Source organism: Streptomyces sp. NPDC034670, assembly GCF_055574875.1.
The window spans coordinates 12,765-32,610 of sequence record NZ_JBVITR010000067.1; the positions used below are offsets into that span (position 1 = coordinate 12,765).

The window sequence follows — 19,846 nt, forward strand, 5'->3', positions numbered from 1 at the left end:
TTTTTTGGGCCGGACGGGAGGGGTGGGGGGGGTAGGGGGCCGGGAGGACACGCGGTCCCCCCCGCGGGGGGGAGGCGTCCGCCGCGGGGGGGGGGGGCCGTCGGCGGGCGCTTCCGCCGGCGCACGTCCTACCGCCACACGACCGACACCCCTCCTTCACCTGCCTGCATACATGTCCATGTCACGCTTTGCGCGGTCGCTCAGTCAACTCGCGTAGATCGGACGCCCGCATGCCCGTGACACCCATACGCCGCCGCTGGAAGGGCCTCGCCCTGGCCACCTCGGCCGTCCTGGTCGGTCTCACCGTTCCCGCCCTGACCGCGCCCACCGCCGGCGCCACGACGACCGCCGGCACGGCGGCCACCGCGTACGACGACGCCTACTACGCCGACGCGATCGGCAAGGCCGGCCCGGCGCTGAAGGACTCCCTGCACACGATCATCAGCGACCAGACGAAGCTGTCGTACTCGGCCGTCTGGAACGCCCTGAAGGTCACCGACCAGGACCCGGCCAACAGCGACAACGTGATCCTGCTGTACTCGGGCACCTCCCGCAGCAAGTCCCTCAACGGCGGGAACACGGGCGACTGGAACCGCGAGCACGTGTGGGCCAAGTCCCACGGCGACTTCGGCACCTCCACCGGCCCCGGCACCGACCTGCACCACCTGCGCCCCGAGGACGTCCGGGTCAACTCGATCCGCGGCAACAAGGACTTCGACGACGGCGGCAGCGCGGTCGCCGGCGGCGGCGGCAGCCTGACCGACTCCGACTCCTTCGAGCCCCGCGACGAGGTCAAGGGCGACGTGGCCCGCATGATCCTCTACATGGCGGTGCGCTACGAGGGCACGGACGGCTGGCCCGACCTGGAGCCCAACGACACCGTCACCAACGGCAGCGCCCCGTACCACGGCCGCCTCTCGGTGCTGAAGCGGTGGCACGAGCAGGACCCGCCGAGCGCCTTCGAGAAGCGCCGCAACGACGTCATCTTCGACTCCTACCAGCACAACCGGAACCCGTTCATCGACCACCCGGAGTGGGTCGAGGCGATCTGGTAGCCGGGCGGGCGCCCCGGCTCCCGGCGATCCGGCGCACGTCGGTCGGCGACTCGTGCATGCGGGCCGGCAGGAACCGGAGCTGGTCCGCGGTCGCGCGGCGGTCGCCCAGCAGGTCCGCCGCGTGACCGAGGAGATCGTCGGCCATGGCGAGCTGCACCTGTTCGACGGTGTCGGCGAGGCGGGAGAGGTAGCCGTTCCCGTCCGTGACGAGGTAGCAGGGCTTGCCCTCCGGTCCCGTCCAGGGCAGGAGCCGCACCTCGTCGTCTCCGTTCCTCATGCCGTCGCCTCCGCACCGTGGAGGGTCCGCGGCCCGACGTCGAGCCCGTGCACGGCGAGCCACAGCGTGCGGCGCCGGGCCCGTTGCCGCCGGGCCCCCTCCCCGCGCTCGTGGGCCACGAGGTAGGGGCGGACCAGTGGGTTGTCCTCGCCCCGGAGGGGAGGCTCCCCCGACCGCCGGACGGTCGGCGCCTCGGCGCGGGCCCGCCGACCGGGCGGGGCCGCGCCGCGACGGTGCCGACCGCGGCCGGACGGCAGGGGCCGCAGCAGCGGTGCGAGGAGGCGGGCGGTGCGATGGCTGTTCATGTCGTGGACCCTCTGATCGTTCCGGTGGCCACCTCGGACCGGGCGCCGCCGACCGTCCGTCGCCGGTCACGGCGGAGTCACCCGGCGTGGCGATTCCCTCACGGGGTGAGACGGGCGGGGCCAGGCTCGCCGGAGGGGAGCTGGTGACAGAACTTTCGTCCCACGGAGGTGGGCGGATTGCGCAGCGTCTACGGCGACTGGCTGAAGGGGCGGCGCGAGAGCGCGGGCCTGTCCCAGCAGCAGCTGGCCGACCGGGCGATCACGACGCGTTCGCACATCGCCCACATCGGGGCGGGCCGCCGGGTGCCGTCGAAGGAGGACGCGCGCCGGCTGGACGCGGCGCTGGGGACGGGGAACGTGCTGAGCAGCTTCCTGCCCGAGCAGGACGCCGCCGTCGCCGACTCGGCGGTGGTCTTCTCGGCGGCCGGCTGGGCTGCGTTCGTCGCCGCCCTCAAGGACTGACACCCTCACCGAAAAGCGTGAACACTTCAGCCCTCACTGTCCACACATCGCTCATGTGAGTGCCCAAGCGACATTCCGCCGCCCACTGTCCGCGCCTTTCAGCACAGTGGCCGTCATGAGCTCGCGCTTCTCCTACGGCCACAACCCCTACAGCACGGGGCACGTGATCAGCACGGTGCGCACCCTCATGCGCACCGGTGGTCTGGACGTGTCCCTGACTGCCATCGCCCGCGGCTGCGGAACCACACGGTCCTTCCTCTACGGCAACTGGAAGACCGCCTCCGCACTCCACCTGCGCGCGCTGCAGGCGGAGCTGGCGCAGGCCTTCGACACGGCGCACCGAGCCCGCCCGAGCGACGGCACCGTTCCGGGGATCACCGCGCACCTGACGGAGGTCGTCCGGACCGTCCGCCGCCACCCGACCACGGCTGCCGTCGCACGGTCCTCCCCCGAGGCCTTCTCGGCGGCGTACACGGCGGTGGAGGGCCCGCTGATGCAGATCGCGGTGGAACGCATCGGCGACCTGCTGTACCCCCTCCACCCGCACGGCGGCGTCCGGGGCGACCCCGAACTGGGTTCCAGGCCCTGGAAGATCCTGTGGATCGCCCGGCCGGCCGCCCTGTGCCCCGAGGCCGTCGGCGACCGGCTCCGGGAGGGCACCCTGGACAACGCCTTCGCCGAACTGCTGCGCGACCTGCTCGCCCCCTGGGCCTCCACCCCGCGGTGACGGACGGCGGACGACCGGCGGGAGGGCCCGGGCAGGAGGTTCCGGCGGCCCCCGGCACCACCCGGTGCGCCTCTGCCCGCACCCGCATCCCGGACCGGCTCGTGAAGCACCGGCCGTCCGCCGGGAGGCTCCGGAGACCGGCGGAGGTGGCTGCCGGCGGAGGTGGCTGCCGGCGGATGCGGCCCGACGAGGCGACGGAGACGATCACTGCCGGTACCGCACGATCGTCACACCGCCGTCGGCCACCGCCCTCGGCACGCCCGGGCACCTCCGGCGCCGCGCCCTGGAGGTCTCCCGCAGTCCGTCCGGCACCGGTTGCATCCGGCCGGGTGCGGACGCGGCCGGCGGTCCCGGCGCCGAGCGGCACCCCGCCCGTCCCCACGACCCCGGCACCTCGCAGACCCGCGGGGAAAGAGACCTCACGGTGCTCGTTCCAGGGGCGGGCCGCGTCCTGCACGTACCGCATGTGCCCGGACGCTCTGCTCACCCACACCACGGTGCTGCAACCCACGGCGTGCCGGGGCGCGTTCGCGTCTCCGGTCCTCGGCGGCGCAGGGGACCCGGTCCCCGGCCGGCGGTGCCGGGGCACCCGTGGTCCCGGGTCCCTTGAACGGCCCGCCCGCGCCGTCCGGCCGTCACGGGGGGAGCCGTGGACTCCCCTCGCACGACGGCCGGGGCGCGGACGGGACACGCCCGGCGGACGGCGGACGGGGTACCCGCGGCGGACGGGACGCCCCGGTGGACGTGCCGTCGCGGGAAGCGGTGCCGCGGCCGGACTCAGTCCAGGTGGGTCGGCGCGAACATCCGCAGGACCGCCGGGAGGACGACCACGGACGGGCCCGGTGTCCTCAGGGCCTCGGCGAGGTCCCGCTCCAGGGTCTCGGGGGTGGTCCACGCGCCCGGGACCCCGAAGGACCGCGCCAGGGTCACGTAGTCCGGGCGGGTCAGTTCCGTCGCCGTGGGCTCGCCGAAGGCGTCGGTCATGTACTCGCGCAGGATGCCGTAGCCGCCGTCGTCGACGATGAGCCAGGTGACGTCCAGGTCGTACTGGCGGGCCGTGGCCAGCTCGGCGACGGAGTACAGGGCGCCGCCGTCCCCGGAGACCGCGAGCACCGGGCGGGTGGGGTCGGCCACCGCCGCGCCGAGGGCGGCCGGGAAGCCGTAGCCGAGACCGCCGGCGCCCTGGGCGGAGTGCAGGTGGTTGGGGCCCTGGGCGTCGAAGGCGGACCAGGCCCAGTAGGCCAGGATCGTCATGTCCCAGAAGGAGGGCGAGTCGGCGGGCAGGGCCCGGCGGACCGCGGTCAGCACCTGTTGCTCCAGGGTGAGGTCCTGGGCGGCGATGCGTGCGCGCACGCGGTCCAGCAGCGTGCGCACCCGCTCCGGGGCGGTGGCGTCCTCGCGCGGTTCCACCGTCTCCAGCAGCGCCTGGAGCGCGAGGCGCGCGTCCGCGTGGATGCCGATGCCCGGGTGGTTGGACTCCAGCTTGCCGAGGTCGGCCTCGATCTGGACCACCCGGCCGCGCGGCCTGAACGTGTGGTAGTTCGAGGAGAGTTCGCCCAGGCCCGACCCCACCACCAGCAGGACGTCCGCGTCCTCCAGGAAGTCCGTGGTGTGGCGGTCCTCCATCCAGGACTGCAGCGACAGCGGGTGCGTCCAGGGGAACGCCCCCTTGCCGCCGGGGGTGGTGACCACCGGCGCCTGGATCCGCTCGGCGAGCTGCCGCAGCTTGCCGGAGGCGTCCGCGCGGACCACTCCCCCGCCCGCGATGATCGCCGGGCGGGCGGCGTTCGCCAGCAGGTGGGCGGCGAGCGCGGTCAGTTCGGGGCGCGGGGGCAGCTCGTCCGGGGTGGCGTCCACCGCCGTCACCACCGGCAGCCGCGTCCCGGCGAGCAGCACGTCCTGCGGGATCTCCACCCACACGGGACCGTGCGGCACGGTGAGCGCCGACTTCCAGGCCGCGGCGATCGCGGACGGGATCTGGGACTGCGTGCGGACGGTGTGCACGGACTTCACCACGCCCCGGAACGACGCCGCCTGGTCGGGCAGTTCGTGCAGGTAGCCGTGGCGTCCCCCGCCCAGGCCCGCCGTCGGGACCTGGCTGCTGATCGCCAGCACGGGGGCGGAGGCCGCCGCCGCCTCCTGGAGCGCGGCCAGCGACGTCAGCGCGCCCGGACCCGTCGACAGCAGCAGCGGGGCCGCCTCACCGGTGATGCGGCCGTACGCGTCCGCCGCGAAGCCCGCGTTGTTCTCCACGCGCAGGCCGACGTACCTCAGGTCGGAGCGGCGCAGGGCGTCGAACATGCCGAGGGCGTGCTGGCCGGGCAGGCCGAAGACGGTGGTCGCGCCGAGCCCGGCCAGGGTCTCCACGACCAGGTCCCCGCCGTTGCGGCCGGGCGGGGGGTGGAGCGCGGCCTCCGTCTGGGCCGGCGTCGGGCGGAGCACCAGGTCGTGGTCGTGGGTCACTTGGCCTCGTTCTCCCCGGTGCCCCGGTTCTCCTCGCGGGCGGCGGCGATCTGACGGGACATGATCGTGGTCAGCTCGTACGCGGTGTGGGACGCGGCCACCGAGGTGATCTCCGCGTGGTCGTAGGCGGGGGCCACCTCGACGACGTCCGCGGAGACCAGGTTGCAGGAGGCCAGCCCGCGCAGGATCTCCAGCAGTTCGCGGGAGGTCATGCCGCCGGCCTCGGGGGTGCCGGTGCCGGGGGCGTGGGCCGGGTCCAGGCAGTCGATGTCGATGGAGATGTACAGCGGGCGGTCGCCGATGCGCTGGCGCAGCTGGTCGGCGACCTCGTCGGCGCCGCGGCGGTAGACGTCCGCGGAGGTGACGATGCCGAAGCCCATCTTCTCGTCGTCGGTGAGGTCCTGCTTGCCGTACAGCGGGCCGCGCGTGCCGACGTGCGAGAGGGCGGAGGTGTCGAGGACGCCCTCCTCGACGGCCCGGCGGAACGGGGTGCCGTGGGTGTACTCGGCGCCGAAGTAGGTGTCCCAGGTGTCGAGGTGGGCGTCGAAGTGGAGCAGGGCCACGGGGCCGTGCTTCCTGGCGACCGAGCGGAGCAGCGGCAGGGCGATGGTGTGGTCGCCGCCGAGGGTCATCAGGCGGGCGCCGGTGCCGAGCAGGTCGTCGGCGGCGGCCTCGATCGTCTCCACGGCCTCGTGGATGTTGAACGGGTTCACGGCGATGTCGCCGCCGTCCGCGACCTGGGCGAGGGCGAAGGGGGAGGCGTCCTGGGCCGGGTTGTAGGGGCGCAGCAGCCGGGACGCCTCGCGGATGGCGTTGCCGCCGAAGCGGGCGCCCGGCCGGTAGGAGACGCCGGAGTCGAACGGTACGCCCACCACGGCGACGTCGGCGCGGCCGACCTCGTCGAGGCGGGGGAGCCGGGCGAAGGTGGCGGGACCGGCGTACCGCGGGACGCGGGAGGAGTCGACGGGGCCGCGGGGCGTCTCGTTGCTGCTCATGAGGGACTGCTCTCTTTCCTACGCTTCGTCGCGTATGTACTGCCTGCTCTGACGACTCTACTGGGCGGCGGGAGCCGGTTCGGACACGGATTCGGACGCGGGGCCGCGTCCGGCGACGCGTTCGCGCCAGGCGGCCAGGACGGCCTCGTCGGTGGGCCGGGTCAGCAGGGAGACGACGACGTAGGCGACGAGGGAGGCCAGCAGGCCGTAGAGGATGGGCTCGTTGGCGAGGATGCCGTGGCCGGCCATCAGGCCGATGACGGCCAGGCCTCCGACGGCGACGGCGGCGAGGGCGCCCTGCGCGGTGCCGCGCTTCCACAGCAGCCCGCCGAGGATCGGCACCAGCAGCCCGCCGACGAGCAGGTTGTAGGCCACGGTCAGCGCCTGGACGACGTCGTTCAGCGCGATCGCCGCGCCGATCACGGCGAGGCCCATGAGGAGGATGAAGGCGCGGTTGCCCCTGACCTCGTCGTGCGGTTGGCCGGACGGGCGCACGACCCCCCGCAGCCTCGCCCAGATGTCGTTGTTGGCGACGGTGGCGCAGGCGATCAGCGCGCCGGAGGAGGTCGACATCACGGCGGCGAGGGCGGCGGCCAGCACCAGTCCGCGCACGCCCAGGGGAAGTTCGTGCTTGACGACGGTGGCGAAGGCGTCGTCGGCGTTGGCGAGGTCGGGGTAGAGCACCTTGGCGGCGGTGCCGATGACGGCGCCGGCGAGGGCGTAGGCGAGGCAGTAGGTGCCGGCGACGGTGCCGCCCCACCGGGCGGTGCGGTCGCTGCGGGCGGTGAACACGCGCTGCCAGATGTCCTGCCCGATCAGCATGCCGAAGGTGTAGATCAGCACGTAGGTGAAGATCGTCTCGCCGCCGATGCCCAGCGGGTCGAAGTACTCGGTGGGCAGCTGCGCCCTCATCTCGCCGAAGCCGCCCGCCTTGACGACCGCGATGGGCAGCAGCAGGAGCAGCACGCCGATCGTCTTGACGACGAACTGCACCATGTCGGTCAGCGTGATGGACCACATGCCGCCGAGCGCGGAGTACGCGACGACGATGGAGCCGCCGAGGACGATCGCGAGGGTCCGGTCGACGTCGAACAGGACGTCGAAGATCGTGGCGTAGGCGATGGTCGAGGTGACCGCGAGCATGAGGGTGTACGCCCACATGACCAGGCCGGAGATGACGCCCGCCCGGCCGCCGTAGCGCAGGTCGAGCATCTCGGAGACGGTGTAGACCCTCAGGCGGGCGATGCGGGCGGAGAAGAAGACGCTCAGGGCCAGCAGGCCGAGGCCGATGGTGAAGACCATCCAGGCGCCGGAGAGGCCGTACTGGTAGCCGAGGCCCACGCCGCCGATGGTGGAGGCGCCGCCGAGGACGATGGCGGCCATGGTGCCGGAGTACATCGCGGGGCCCAGGCGGCGGCCGGCCACCAGGAACTCGCTCTTGGACTTGGCGCGGCGCATGCCCCACCAGCCCATGGCCAGCATGCCGGCCAGATAGACGACGATGACCAGGTAGTCGACGGCCATGCGGGCCTCCTTCACGCTGTCGGTGGCGTGTCGTGCGCGGGGCGGGGACGAGGGGGACGAACGAAGGGGACGGACAGGGGGACGACGGGGGTGACGTCCGGCTGCCCGGCACGGGGTGTCCGCCCGCGCCCGCGGCCGCCGGTCTGATGCGACCCTAGGTGGCCGAAAAGCGACTGCGAAGTGTACGTTTCCTCCATCCTGACCGAACGGGATGGAGGAAACATCCACCATGCCGGACCCCGCGGTCCCGCCCACGCCTCCCGTGCCCCTGGACGCGCTCCTGGCGCGCGAGGACCTCGGCCTGCGCCGGATCGCCGGACCGGGCGGTCCCGGCATCGTCCTCCACGGGGCGCACACCTCGGAGATGGCGGACCCCTACCCGTACCTGCTGGGCGGGGAGCTGCTGCTGTCGGCGGGCGTGCACATCCCCGAGGACGCGGGCGCGGAGTACTTCGACGCCTACGTCTCCCGGATCCTGGCGGCGGGCGGCGCGGCGCTCGGTTTCGGTCTGGCGCCGGTGCACGACACGGTGCCCGAGGCCCTGGTCGAGGCCTGCCGCACGCACGGGCTGCCGCTGCTGGAGGTGCCGCCGCGGACCACCTTCTCGGGCGTGGCCCGCGCGGTCTGGCAGCTGCTGGCCCGGGCCCGCCTGGCCGAGCTGCGCCGGACGACCGAGGCCCAGCAGAGCCTCGCCGCCGCCGCCGCCCGCCCCGATCCGGTCCCCTCCGTCCTGCACCAGCTGGCCCGCCGGCTGGGCGGCCGGGCGGTGCTCTACGGCCCGGAGGGCACGGAACTCGCGGCGGCGGGGCGGGACCAGGGGGAGGAGGCGCGGGCGGCGCTGGCGCAGCTGGCCCGGGTCGTGCGCCCCGGCGCCGGCCGGCCCGCCTCCGCCACCGACACCGCCGCCGGCACCAGCCTGGCCGCCTACGCGCTCGGGACCGGTCAGGGCTTCGTGCTCGGGGTCGCCGCCCCGCGGCGGCAGCCGGGCGACCACGCCATCGCCTCCGTGGCCGCCGTGCTGCTCTCGCTCCTCACCGGTGAGCACCGCAGCGGTACGGGCGCGGCGCGTGCCTCCGCGCTGGTGCGGCTGCTGCTGGGCAGCGGGCCCGAGGAGGTGGCCCCGCTGCTCGGCGCGGAGCGGTGGCGGGTGGTGCACGCCCGCCCGGACGCCCGGGCGCCGGACTCCCTGGCCGCCTCCGCGCTGGGCGCCGCGCTCGGGTCGGCGCTGGTGGATCCGGCCGGCGGGACCGTCCGGGTCCTGGTGCCCGCGGACCGGACCCCCCAGGCGCTGCCCGGCTGGACCCTGGGCGTCAGCGCGGCCGTCGCCCCGCGCGACTGGCCGGCCGCCGACACCCAGGCGGCCCGCGCCCTGGCCCGGGCCCGCGCCACCCGCGTCCCGCTGGTCCGGCACGGCTCCCGCCCCGTCCTCGCCGACCTCGTCGCCCCGCACGAGGCGGACGCGCACGCCCGCGCGCTCCTCGCGCCGCTGGCGGACGCCCCCGCGCTCGCCGAGACCCTGCGCGCCTGGCTCTCCCTGCACGGCAGCTGGGACCGCACGGCGGTGGCCCTGTCCGTGCACCGCAACACCGTGCGGCAGCGGATCGCGCGGTGCGCGGCCCTGCTGGAGGCCGACCTGGACGACCCGGACGTGCGGATGGAGCTGTGGTTCGCGCTGCGGCGGGCCTGAGCGCCCGGGCCGGGGCACGCACATCACGCGCACCCTGAGTATCCGTACGGAGCCGTCCGAGGAGGTGACGCACGTCCCAGCGCGCGATACGCCGGGGACGCCCCCCGGCCGCTGCTCCACAATGGGGGGCATGCCGATACCCGGGACGCCCAGCCGCGCCGAACTCCTCGCCCACCTCGTCGCCACCCGCATCGCGGGCGACGTCGCCACGCCGCGCGAGAACAACCTCTCCCACTACCGCAAGCTGGCGAACGGCGACCGCCACTACTGGCTGGGCCTGGAACTCGGCGACCGCTGGAACGACGAGCAGGACGTGCTCGCGGTGATGGCGGAGCGGGTCGGCGTCAGCGACGATCCCGGGCACCGGTACGGCCAGGACACCATCGACCCCGAGCTGACCGTCGCCGGGCTGGAGCGCATGGCGGGGCGGCTGCGCAAGGCGGCGGAGGGGCGGCAGCGGGTGCTGCTGGCCACCGGTCACCCCGGCGGCCTGCTCGACGTGCACCGCGCCACGGCCGCCGGGCTGCGGGCCGCCGGCTGCGAGATCGTGGTCATCCCGGACGGGCTGGTCACGGACGAGGGCTACGTGATGCAGTTCGCGGACGTGGCGGTGCTGGAGCACGGCGCGACCCTGTGGCACACCCACTCCGGCGAGCCGATGAAGGCGATCCTCACCGCCCTGGAGCGCGAGGGCCGCCCGCTGCCCGACCTGGTCGTCGCCGACCACGGCTGGGCGGGCGCCGCGGGGCAGTACGGCGTCGACTCCGTCGGCTACGCCGACTGCAACGACCCGGCCCTGTTCCTCGCCGAGGCGGAGGGCACCGTCCAGGTCACGGTCCCCCTCGACGACCACGTGGTCAGCCCCCGCCACTACGACCCGATGACGGCGTACCTGCTGGCGGAGGCGGGGCTCGTCCCGTAGCGCTCCGCCGGGGCGGACGGGCCGGGCCGTCCGTCCCCCGCGCGGAGGACGCCGCCGCGAACACCGGTGCCGCTCTTAACCGTTCGACACGCCCGTCGAACGGCGGCACACTCCTCGCGATGACACGACGAACCGACACGCCTCCCGCATGGGACGAGCGCACACAGCTGACCACCTTCCTGGACTACGCCCGTGACACGGCACGGGCCAAGTGCGAGGGCCTCTCCGCCGAGGACGCCCGCAGGGCCCCGATCCCCGGTTCGCCCCTGATGACGGTGTGCGGGCTGATCAGCCACCTGCGGTGGGTCGAGTACCACTGGATCCAGGTGGTGTTCCTGGGGGAGGAGCCCGCGGGGCCGCTCACGGAGGCCACCGACGAGGACCCCGACCCCGAGATGCGGACGGCGGTCGACACCCCGCTGCCCCTGCTCCTCGCCGCGTACGAGGAGCAGAGCGCCCGGTACCGTCGCCTGCTGTCCGGGTACGACCTGGACGCGAGGGCCAGGCGCCCCCTCCGCGACGGCCGCCACGTGGACCTCCGCTGGGTGCTCCTCCACCTCGTCGAGGAGACCTCCCGCCACAACGGTCACCTCGACATCGTGCGGGAACTCGTCGACGGGCGGACCGGCGTCTGAGGGCTCCCCGCCCGCCTACCCGCCGGTCCGCGGGACGCGGACCACGCCCTCCTGGATGACCGACACCGCGAGGCGGCCGTCCCGGGTGAAGATGCGGGCCTGGCCGAGGCCCCGGCCGCCGTGGGCCGACGGGGACTGCTGGTCGTAGAGCAGCCACTCGTCGGCCCGGAACGGGCGGTGGAACCACATGGCGTGGTCCAGGGAGGCGCCCACGACGTCGCCGACGGCCCAGCCGCCGCGCCCGTGGGCGAGGAGGACCGAGTCCAGGAGCGTCATGTCGGAGACGTACGTGGCGAGCACGACGTGCAGCAGGGGGTCGTCGACGTCGCTGTCGAGCTTGCCGTTGGTGCGGAACCACACCTGGGAGTGGGGTTCGCGCGGCTCGCCGAAGCGGCCGTAGGGCGGTTCCTCGACGTAGCGCAGGTCGACCGCGGCGCGGGCCTCCAGGAAGCGGTCCACGACCTCGGGCGCGAGGTGGGAGTAGCCGCGCAGCCGCTCCTCGGAGGCGGGCAGGGTGTCGGGGTCCGGTGCGGGCGGCATCGGCTCCTGGTGGTCCAGGCCCTCCTCGTGCGTCTGGAAGGACGCCGAGAGGTGGAAGATCGGCTTGCCGTGCTGGACCGCGACCACCCGGCGGGTGGTGAAGGAGCGGCCGTCGCGGATCCGGTCGACGGTGTAGACGATGGGCGCGCCGGGGTCGCCGGGGCGCAGGAAGTACGCGTGCAGGGAGTGGGCGGGCCGGTCCTCGGGGACGGTCCGCCCGGCGGCGACCAGCGCCTGCGCCGCGACCTGCCCGCCGAAGACGCGGGGGACGACGGCGGGACGGGACCGGCCGCGGAAGATGTTCTCCTCGATCTGCTCGAGGTCGAGCAGATCGAGGAGGTCCTGTAGTGCCTGACTCATGGGGTCAGTTGTATACGCCAGGGATTTCGCGGGCCTTACAGCCCCATGTCCTTGGCGATGATCGACTTCATGATCTCGCTGGTGCCGCCGTAGATGCGGTTGACGCGGTTGTCCGCGTACAGGCGGGCGATCGGGTACTCGTTCATGTAGCCGTAGCCGCCGTGCAGCTGGAGGCAGCGGTCGATGACGCGGTGCGCGACCTCGGTGCAGAACAGCTTGGCGGAGGCGGCCTCGGCGGGGGTGAGTTCGCCCGCGTCCAGGGCCTCCGTCGCGCGGTCGGCGACGGCCTCGGCCGCGTCCACCTCGGCCTGGCAGGCGGCCAGTTCGAACTTGGTGTTCTGGAAGTGGGCGACCGGCTTGCCGAAGACGGTGCGCTCCTGCACGTACTGCTTGGCGAACCGGACGGCGGCCTTGGCCTGCGCGTAGGCGCCGAAGGCGATGCCCCAGCGCTCGGAGGCCAGGTTGTGGCCGAGGTAGGAGAAGCCCTTGTTCTCCTCGCCGAGCAGGTCCTCGACGGGGACCTTGACGTCGACGAACGCCAGCTCGGCGGTGTCGGAGGTGCGCAGGCCCAGCTTGTCGAGCTTGCGGCCGACGGAGTAGCCCTCGGACTTGGTGTCGACGGCGAACAGGGATATGCCGTGCCGGCGGTCCTCCGCGGTCGGGGCGGCGGTGCGGGCGCAGACGATCACCTTGTCGGCGTGGACGCCGCCGGTGATGAAGGTCTTGGCGCCGTTGAGGACGTAGTGCGTGCCGTCCTCGCTCAGCTTGGCCGTGGTCTTCATGCCCGCGAGGTCGGAGCCGGTGCCCGGCTCGGTCATCGCGATGGCCCACATCTCCTCGCCGGTGACGAACTTCGGCAGGTAGCGCTTCTTCTGCTCGTCGGTGGCGAGCATCTTGATGTAGGGCAGGGCGAGCAGCACGTGCACGCCGGAGCCGCCGAACTGGACGCCCGCGCGGGCGGTCTCCTCGTAGAGGACGGCCTCGAACTTGTGGGTGTCCAGGCCGGCGCCGCCGTACTCCTCGGGCACGCTGATGCCGAAGATCCCCAGCTCGCCGAGCTTGTAGTAGAAGTCGCGGGGCGCCTGGCCCGCCGCGAACCACTCGTCGTAGACGGGGACGACCTCGGCCTCGATGAAGGCACGGAGGGTCTCCCGGAACGCCTCGTGATCCTCGTTGAAAATCGTACGGCGCACTCCGCCACCTCCGCTTGCCTCGGGCATGTCTAAGCGCTTGCTCAGACCCCAAGATACCGGCGAGTACGGACGGGCGTCCAGAGCGCCCGGAGGAGGAGCGCCGTAACGCTCGTCACGCCCCCGGGACCGTCGCGTCACACCCCCGGAGTCATCCCGGGGCCGCGGCCGCCGCGAACGCGCCCCGCGCCATCCGGTGCAGCAGCCCGGCCGTCGCCCCGCGCCCGGGGAGCGATCCCGGACGGGCCAGGTGCGGGGTGGAGTTGAGCAGGCCGAACACCGAGTGGACCGCCGAACGGGCGGCCGGTTCGGCCAGCTCCGGGTACACCTCGCGGACCACCCCCACCCACAGCTCGACGTACCGCCGCTGCAGCTGGCGGACCATCCTGCGGTCGGCGTCCCGGAGGCGGTCCAGCTCCCGGTCGTGCAGGGTGATGAGGGGGCGGTCGTCGAGCGCGAAGTCGATGTGCCCCTCGAGCAGCGAGTCGAGGACCGCCGCGGGACCCCCTCCCCCGGCCTCCTCCAGGCGCCGTTCCGCGCCGGTCAGCAGCGACTGGCTGATCCCGACCAGCAGTTCCGCGAGCATCGCGTCCTTGCCCGCGAAGTGCCGGTAGAGACCGGGCCCGCTGATGCCGACCGCGGCGCCTATCTCGTCGACCCCGACGCCGTGGAAGCCGCGCTCGGCGAACAGCCGGGCGGCCTCCTTGAGGATCTGCTCGCGGCGGGTGGGGGCGTCGGTTCTGGTGGCCATGGGAACGATTCTAGACAGCGAGGTTAGCGGTCGTTAACCTGAGGGGACATGCGTTAACGCTCATTAACAAGGTGAGGGGACCCGCAGGATGCAACAGGCACCGGAGCTTCACAGCGCGGCCGATCCCGCGTCGGAGGCCTTTCGGTCCAACGAGGAGGCGCACCGCGCGCTCGTCGAGGAGCTGCGCGGCAAGCTGGCCGCGGCCCGCCTCGGCGGCGGCGAGAAGGCGCGGGCGCGGCACACCGCGCGCGGGAAGCTGCTCCCGCGCGACCGCGTGGACGCCCTCCTCGACCCCGGCTCGCCCTTCCTGGAGCTGGCCCCGCTGGCGGCCGACGGGATGTACGACGGCCAGGCCCCGGCGGCCGGCGTGATCGCCGGGATCGGCCGGATCAGCGGCCGGGAGTGCGTGGTCGTCGCCAACGACGCCACCGTCAAGGGCGGCACGTACTACCCGATGACGGTCAAGAAGCACCTGCGCGCGCAGGAGGTGGCCCTGGACAACCGCCTCCCCTGCGTCTACCTGGTGGACTCCGGGGGCGCCTTCCTGCCGATGCAGGACGAGGTGTTCCCGGACCGGGACCACTTCGGGCGGATCTTCTACAACCAGGCCCGGATGTCCGGCGCCGGCATCCCGCAGATCGCGGCGGTCCTCGGCTCCTGCACGGCCGGCGGGGCGTACGTCCCGGCGATGAGCGACGAGGCGGTGATCGTCCGGGGCCAGGGCACGATCTTCCTCGGCGGCCCGCCCCTGGTGAAGGCGGCCACCGGCGAGGTGGTCACGGCGGAGGAGCTGGGCGGCGGCGAGGTCCACTCGCGCGTGTCCGGCGTGACCGACCACCTCGCCGAGGACGACGCGCACGCCCTGCGCATCGTCCGCACCGTCGTCTCCACGCTCCCCGCGCGCGGCCCCCTGCCCTGGGAGGTCGAGCCGGCCGTCGAGCCGAAGGTCGACCCGGCGGGGCTGTACGGCGCGGTGCCGGTCGACTCCCGCACCCCCTACGACGTGCGCGAGATCATCGCGCGGATCACCGACGCCTCCCGCTTCGCGGAGTTCAAGGCGGAGTTCGGGCAGACGCTGGTCACCGGCTTCGCCCGGATCCACGGCCACCCGGTGGGGATCGTCGCCAACAACGGCATCCTGTTCTCCGAGTCGGCCCAGAAGGGCGCCCACTTCATCGAGCTGTGCGACCAGCGCGGGATCCCGCTGGTGTTCCTGCAGAACATCTCCGGCTTCATGGTGGGCCGGGACTACGAGGCGGGCGGCATCGCCAAGCACGGCGCCAAGATGGTCACGGCGGTCGCCTGCACCCGCGTGCCGAAGCTGACGGTCGTGGTCGGCGGTTCCTACGGGGCGGGCAACTACTCCATGTGCGGCAGGGCCTACTCGCCCCGCTTCCTGTGGATGTGGCCGAACGCCAAGATCTCGGTGATGGGCGGCGAGCAGGCCGCCTCGGTCCTCGCGACGGTCAAGCGGGACCAGCTCCAGGCGCGCGGCGAGCAGTGGCCGGCCGAGGACGAGGAGGCCTTCAAGGCCCCGATCCGCGCCCAGTACGAGCGCCAGGGGAACGCCTACTACGCGACGGCCCGCCTCTGGGACGACGGCGTGATCGACCCGCTGGAGACCCGGCGGGTCCTGGGCCTGGCCCTGACCGCGTGCGCCAACGCGCCGCTGGGCGACCCCCAGTTCGGCGTCTTCCGGATGTGAGGGGACCGACGACGATGACAGCTCAGATGTTCGACACAGTGCTCGTGGCCAACCGGGGCGAGATCGCGGTCCGCGTCATCCGCACGCTGCGGTCGATGGGCGTGCGCTCGGTGGCCGTGTACTCCGACGCGGACGCCGGTGCCCGGCACGTGAGGGAGGCCGACACGGCGGTGCGGATCGGGCCGGCGCCCGCGTCCGAGAGCTACCTGTCGGTGGAGCGGCTGCTGGAGGCCGCCGCCCGCACCGGCGCGCAGGCGGTCCACCCCGGGTACGGCTTCCTCGCCGAGAACGCCGGCTTCGCGCGGGCGTGCGCGGAGGCGGGGCTGGTGTTCATCGGGCCCCCGGCGGACGCGATCGCCCTGATGGGCGACAAGATCCGCGCCAAGGAGACGGTGCGGGCGGCCGGCGTCCCGGTCGTCCCCGGCTCCAGCGGCAGCGGGCTGACGGACGCGCAGCTCGCCGACGCGGCCCGCGAGATCGGCGTGCCGGTGCTGCTGAAGCCCTCGGCGGGCGGCGGCGGCAAGGGCATGCGCCTGGTGCGGGACGCCTCGGCGCTGGCCGACGAGATCGCCGCCGCGCGGCGCGAGGCCCGCGCCTCCTTCGGCGACGACACGCTGCTGGTCGAGCGGTGGATCGACCGGCCCCGGCACATCGAGATCCAGGTGCTGGCCGACGGCCACGGGGGCGTGGTCCACCTGGGCGAGCGCGAGTGCTCCCTCCAGCGGCGCCACCAGAAGATCATCGAGGAGGCGCCCAGCGTGCTCCTCGACGAGGAGACCCGGGCCGCGATGGGCGCGGCGGCGGTGCAGGCGGCCCGCTCCTGCGGCTACCGGGGCGCGGGCACGGTGGAGTTCATCGTCCCCGGCGGCGACCCGTCCTCGTACTACTTCATGGAGATGAACACCCGTCTCCAGGTGGAGCACCCGGTCACCGAGCTGGTCACCGGCCTCGACCTGGTGGAGTGGCAGGTGCGGGTGGCGGCGGGCGAGCCGCTCGCCTTCGGGCAGGACGACGTCCGGCTCACCGGCCACGCGGTCGAGGCCCGCGTCTGCGCCGAGGACCCCGCCCGGGGCTTCCTCCCCTCCGGGGGCACGGTGCTGGCACTGCGCGAGCCGCGGGGCGCGGGCGTCCGCACCGACTCCGGCCTCACCGAGGGCACGGAGGTCGGCAGCCTCTACGACCCGATGCTGTCCAAGGTGATCGCGTACGGCCCCGACCGGGCGACCGCGCTGCGCAAGCTCCGCGCCGCGCTCGCGCAGACGGTCACGCTGGGCGTGCAGACCAACGCCGGGTTCCTGCGGCGGCTGCTCGCGCACCCGGCGGTGGTCGCGGGCGAGCTGGACACCGGGCTGGTCGAGCGCGAGGCGGACGCACTCGTGGCGGACGGGGTCCCGGCGGAGGTGTACGCGGCGGCGGCGCTGCTGCGCCAGGCCTCCCTCGCGCCCGCCGGCGGGTCCGGCTGGGCCGACCCGTTCGCCGCCGCCGACGGCTGGCGCCTGGGCGGCGAGCGGGCGTGGACGGCGCACCACCTGCGGGTGGCGGGCCACGACCCGGTGACCGTGCGCGTGCGCAGCACGCCGGACGGCGGGACGGAGGTGCTGCTGCCGGGCGCCGGCACCCCGCTGCGGGCGTCCGCGGGCCCGGGGGGCGGGCACCGGTTCACGGTCGCGCTCGACGGCGTCACCCACACCTTCGCCGCGCTGCCGGACGGCACCTGGCTCGGCCGGGACGGCGACGCCTGGCAGGTGCGCGACCACGACCCGGTCGCCGCGTCCCTCACCCGCGCCGGCCAGGCGGGCGCCGACTCGCTGACCGCGCCGATGCCGGGCACGGTGACGGTGGTGAAGGTCGCCGTCGGCGACGAGGTGAGCGCGGGCCAGAGCCTGCTGGTGGTGGAGGCGATGAAGATGGAGCACGTCATCTCCGCCCCGCACGCCGGCACGGTCACCGAACTGGACGTGGCCCCGGGCACCGCGGTCGCCATGGACCAGGTGCTGGCGGTCATCGCCCCCGCACGGGAGGAGACGGCATGAGCACCCCGAACGCCTCGGAGCTGGGCCTGCCCACGGCCGTGCCGGCCGAGGGCCTGCCCGCGCGGGTGCGGATCCACGAGGTGGGCGCGCGCGACGGCCTGCAGAACGAGAAGGCGGTCGTCCCGGTCGAGGTCAAGGCGGAGTTCATCCGCCGCCTGGCCGACGCGGGCCTGACCACCGTCGAGGCGACGAGCTTCGTCCACCCCAGGTGGGTGCCCCAGCTGGCGGACGCCGAGGAGCTGTACCCGGCCGTCGCCGACCTGCCGGTGTCGCTGCCGGTCCTGGTCCCCAACGAGCGCGGCCTGGACCGCGCGCTGGCGCTGGGCGCCCGGCGGGTGGCGGTGTTCGCCAGCGCCACGGAGTCCTTCGCCCGGGCCAACCTCAACCGCACGGTGGACGAGGCGCTGGCGATGTTCGAGCCGGTGGTGGCCCGGGCGAAGGCCGAGGACGTCCACGTCCGCGGCTACCTCTCGATGTGCTTCGGCGACCCGTGGGAGGGCGCGGTCCCGGTCCCCCGGGTGGTCGGGGTGTGCCGGGCCCTGCTCGACATGGGCTGCGACGAGCTGAGCCTGGGCGACACCATCGGGGTGGCGACCCCGGGCCAGGTGACGGCCCTGCTCACCGCGCTCACCGAGGCGGGCGTGCCCGTGTCCGCGCTCGGTGTGCACTTCCACGACACCTACGGCCAGGCCCTGTCCAACACCCTGGCCGCGCTGCAGCGGGGCGTCACCACGGTCGACGCCTCCGCCGGCGGACTGGGCGGCTGCCCGTACGCGAAGTCCGCCACCGGCAACCTCGCCACCGAAGACCTCGTGTGGATGCTGCGCGGACTCGGCATCGACACCGGGGTCGACCTCGGCCGTCTCGTCGCCACCAGCGTCTGGATGGCCGCCCGTCTGGGCCGACCCAGCCCGTCCCGCACCGTACGAGCCCTCTCCCACCAGGAGCAGTGAACGCCATGGACCACAAGCTCTCCCCCGAGCTCGAAGAACTCCGCCGTACGGTCGAGGAGTTCGCACACGACGTCGTGGCGCCGAAGATCGGCGACTTCTACGAGCGGCACGAGTTCCCGTACGAGATCGTCCGGGAGATGGGCCGCATGGGGCTGTTCGGCCTGCCGTTCCCGGAGGAGTACGGCGGCATGGGCGGCGACTACTTCGCGCTGGGCGTGGCCCTGGAGGAACTGGCCCGGGTGGACTCGTCGGTGGCCATCACCCTGGAGGCCGGGGTCTCGCTCGGGGCGATGCCGCTGCACCTGTTCGGCACCGAGGAGCAGAAGCGCGCGTGGCTGCCCCGCCTGTGCTCGGGCGAGATCCTGGGCGCGTTCGGGCTGACGGAGCCGGACGGCGGCAGCGACGCGGGGGCGACCCGCACCACGGCCCGCCTGGACGAGACGACCGGCGAGTGGGTGATCAACGGCACCAAGTGCTTCATCACCAACTCCGGCACGGACATCACGGGCCTGGTCACGGTCACCGCGGTCACCGGCCGCAAGCCCGACGGCAGGCCGCTGATCTCGGCGATCATCGTCCCGTCGGGCACGCCCGGCTTCACGGTGGCGGCGCCGTACTCCAAGGTCGGCTGGAACGCCTCGGACACCCGGGAGCTGTCCTTCCAGGACGTGCGCGTCCCCGCGGCGAACCTGCTGGGCGAGGAGGGCCGGGGCTACGCGCAGTTCCTGCGCATCCTGGACGAGGGCCGCGTCGCCATCGCGGCGCTGGCGACGGGCCTGGCACAGGGCTGTGTGGACGAGTCGGTGAAGTACGCCAGGGAGCGCCACGCGTTCGGCCGCCCGATCGGCGCCAACCAGGCCATCCAGTTCAAGATCGCGGACATGGAGATGAAGGCCCACACGGCCCGCCTCGCCTGGCGCGACGCGGCGAGCCGCCTGGTGGCCGGGGAGCCCTTCAAGAAGGAGGCGGCGCTGGCCAAGCTGTACTCCTCCACGGTCGCCGTGGACAACGCGCGGGACGCCACGCAGATCCACGGCGGCTACGGCTTCATGAACGAGTACCCGGTCGCCCGCATGTGGCGCGACTCCAAGATCCTGGAGATCGGCGAGGGCACCAGCGAGGTCCAGCGGATGCTGATCGCCCGGGAGCTGGGCCTGGCGGGCTGAGCCGGCGGGGGGGGGGGGGGGGGGGGGGGGGGGGGGGGGGGGGGGGGGGGGGGGGGGGGGGGGGGGGGGGGGGGGGGGGGGGGGGGGGGGGGGGGG

Annotated in this window: 17 protein-coding genes and 1 pseudogene; 10 read left to right on the forward strand and 8 right to left on the reverse strand. The window is 74.0% G+C overall.

The genetic code is table 11. The features are described 5' to 3' along the window. Positions 1–230: 230 nt before the first annotated feature. Positions 231–1,055 carry an endonuclease I family protein gene (locus ACZ56B_RS29800; protein WP_468797243.1) on the forward strand — a complete coding sequence of 275 codons (825 nt, stop codon included), beginning with the start codon at positions 231–233 and terminating at the stop codon, positions 1,053–1,055. On the opposite strand, the gene ACZ56B_RS29805 is transcribed toward ACZ56B_RS29800, so the two are convergent. Together ACZ56B_RS29805 and ACZ56B_RS29810 are read right to left on the reverse strand one after the other, a co-directional pair. Beyond that, positions 1,018–1,332, reverse strand: coding sequence for a hypothetical protein (locus ACZ56B_RS29805; protein WP_468797246.1), 315 nt, complete (start codon positions 1,330–1,332; stop codon positions 1,018–1,020). The genes ACZ56B_RS29800 and ACZ56B_RS29805 overlap by 38 nt on opposite strands. Next, on the reverse strand, positions 1,329–1,637 hold the full coding sequence (locus ACZ56B_RS29810) for a hypothetical protein (protein WP_468797249.1): 309 nt from the start codon (positions 1,635–1,637) through the stop codon (positions 1,329–1,331). The genes ACZ56B_RS29805 and ACZ56B_RS29810 overlap by 4 nt, the downstream gene beginning before the upstream one ends. A gap of 177 nt (positions 1,638–1,814) precedes the next feature. Here ACZ56B_RS29810 and ACZ56B_RS29815 point away from each other — a divergent pair. Next, a pseudogene (locus ACZ56B_RS29815) lies at positions 1,815–2,039 on the forward strand (helix-turn-helix transcriptional regulator); the annotation flags it as partial. A 175-nt stretch (positions 2,040–2,214) separates the two neighbouring features. Continuing rightward, positions 2,215–2,826, forward strand: coding sequence for a hypothetical protein (locus tag ACZ56B_RS29820; RefSeq protein WP_468797252.1), 612 nt, complete (start codon positions 2,215–2,217; stop codon positions 2,824–2,826). 777 nt (positions 2,827–3,603) lie between these two features. Here ACZ56B_RS29820 and ACZ56B_RS29825 read toward each other — a convergent pair. From ACZ56B_RS29825 to ACZ56B_RS29835, 3 genes are read right to left on the reverse strand one after another with little or no spacing between them, the layout of a single operon-like run. Then, positions 3,604–5,289 carry a thiamine pyrophosphate-binding protein gene (locus ACZ56B_RS29825; RefSeq protein WP_468797255.1) on the reverse strand — a complete coding sequence of 562 codons (1,686 nt, stop codon included), beginning with the start codon at positions 5,287–5,289 and terminating at the stop codon, positions 3,604–3,606. Next, positions 5,286–6,284, reverse strand: coding sequence for an agmatinase (gene speB / locus ACZ56B_RS29830; protein WP_468797258.1), 999 nt, complete (start codon positions 6,282–6,284; stop codon positions 5,286–5,288). The genes ACZ56B_RS29825 and speB overlap by 4 nt, the downstream gene beginning before the upstream one ends. A 57-nt stretch (positions 6,285–6,341) precedes the next feature. Continuing rightward, positions 6,342–7,808, reverse strand: a complete 1,467-nt coding sequence (locus tag ACZ56B_RS29835; protein ID WP_468797261.1) for a sodium:solute symporter family protein — start codon at positions 7,806–7,808, stop codon at positions 6,342–6,344. Positions 7,809–8,037: 229 nt separating this feature from the next. On the opposite strand from ACZ56B_RS29835, the gene ACZ56B_RS29840 reads away from it, so the two are divergent. The 3 genes from ACZ56B_RS29840 (at position 8,038) to ACZ56B_RS29850 (ending at position 11,052) form a co-directional block, all read left to right on the forward strand. Next, entirely contained in the window at positions 8,038–9,495 is a 1,458-nt protein-coding gene (locus ACZ56B_RS29840) for a PucR family transcriptional regulator (RefSeq protein ID WP_468797263.1), read from the forward strand. A 130-nt stretch (positions 9,496–9,625) separates the two neighbouring features. Beyond that, positions 9,626–10,417: a phosphatase gene (locus tag ACZ56B_RS29845; protein WP_468797265.1), complete on the forward strand. Its 792-nt coding sequence runs from the start codon at positions 9,626–9,628 to the stop codon at positions 10,415–10,417. Between the two features lie 119 nt (positions 10,418–10,536). After that, positions 10,537–11,052, forward strand: coding sequence for a DinB family protein (locus tag ACZ56B_RS29850; RefSeq protein ID WP_468797267.1), 516 nt, complete (start codon positions 10,537–10,539; stop codon positions 11,050–11,052). A gap of 15 nt (positions 11,053–11,067) precedes the next feature. Here the strand turns inward: ACZ56B_RS29850 and tesB are convergent, their stop codons facing one another. The 3 genes from tesB to ACZ56B_RS29865 all read right to left on the reverse strand — a co-directional run bounded on the left by tesB (position 11,068) and on the right by ACZ56B_RS29865 (position 13,893). Then, positions 11,068–11,952, reverse strand: coding sequence for an acyl-CoA thioesterase II (gene tesB, locus ACZ56B_RS29855; protein WP_468797269.1), 885 nt, complete (start codon positions 11,950–11,952; stop codon positions 11,068–11,070). 35 nt (positions 11,953–11,987) lie between these two features. Then, entirely contained in the window at positions 11,988–13,145 is a 1,158-nt protein-coding gene (locus ACZ56B_RS29860; protein WP_468797271.1) for an acyl-CoA dehydrogenase family protein, read from the reverse strand. Positions 13,146–13,293: 148 nt separating this feature from the next. Further along, complete coding sequence (locus ACZ56B_RS29865) at positions 13,294–13,893, reverse strand: SACE_7040 family transcriptional regulator (protein WP_468797273.1); 600 nt, start codon at positions 13,891–13,893, stop codon at positions 13,294–13,296. 88 nt (positions 13,894–13,981) lie between these two features. Between ACZ56B_RS29865 and ACZ56B_RS29870 the strand changes: the two genes are divergently transcribed. The 4 genes from ACZ56B_RS29870 to ACZ56B_RS29885 are packed head-to-tail and all read left to right on the forward strand — an operon-like array spanning position 13,982 to position 19,750. Then, complete coding sequence (locus tag ACZ56B_RS29870) at positions 13,982–15,598, forward strand: carboxyl transferase domain-containing protein (protein ID WP_468797275.1); 1,617 nt, start codon at positions 13,982–13,984, stop codon at positions 15,596–15,598. Positions 15,599–15,624: 26 nt separating this feature from the next. After that, a complete protein-coding gene (locus tag ACZ56B_RS29875; RefSeq protein ID WP_468797277.1) occupies positions 15,625–17,631 on the forward strand; it encodes an acetyl/propionyl/methylcrotonyl-CoA carboxylase subunit alpha in 2,007 nt (668 codons plus the stop codon). Continuing rightward, positions 17,628–18,584 (forward strand): hydroxymethylglutaryl-CoA lyase, encoded by a 957-nt coding sequence (locus ACZ56B_RS29880; protein ID WP_468797279.1) that lies wholly within the window; start codon positions 17,628–17,630, stop codon positions 18,582–18,584. Before ACZ56B_RS29875 ends, ACZ56B_RS29880 begins: the two co-directional genes overlap by 4 nt. Positions 18,585–18,589: 5 nt before the next feature. Continuing rightward, a complete protein-coding gene (locus ACZ56B_RS29885) occupies positions 18,590–19,750 on the forward strand; it encodes an acyl-CoA dehydrogenase family protein (protein WP_468797281.1) in 1,161 nt (386 codons plus the stop codon). Positions 19,751–19,846: the final 96 nt, after the last annotated feature.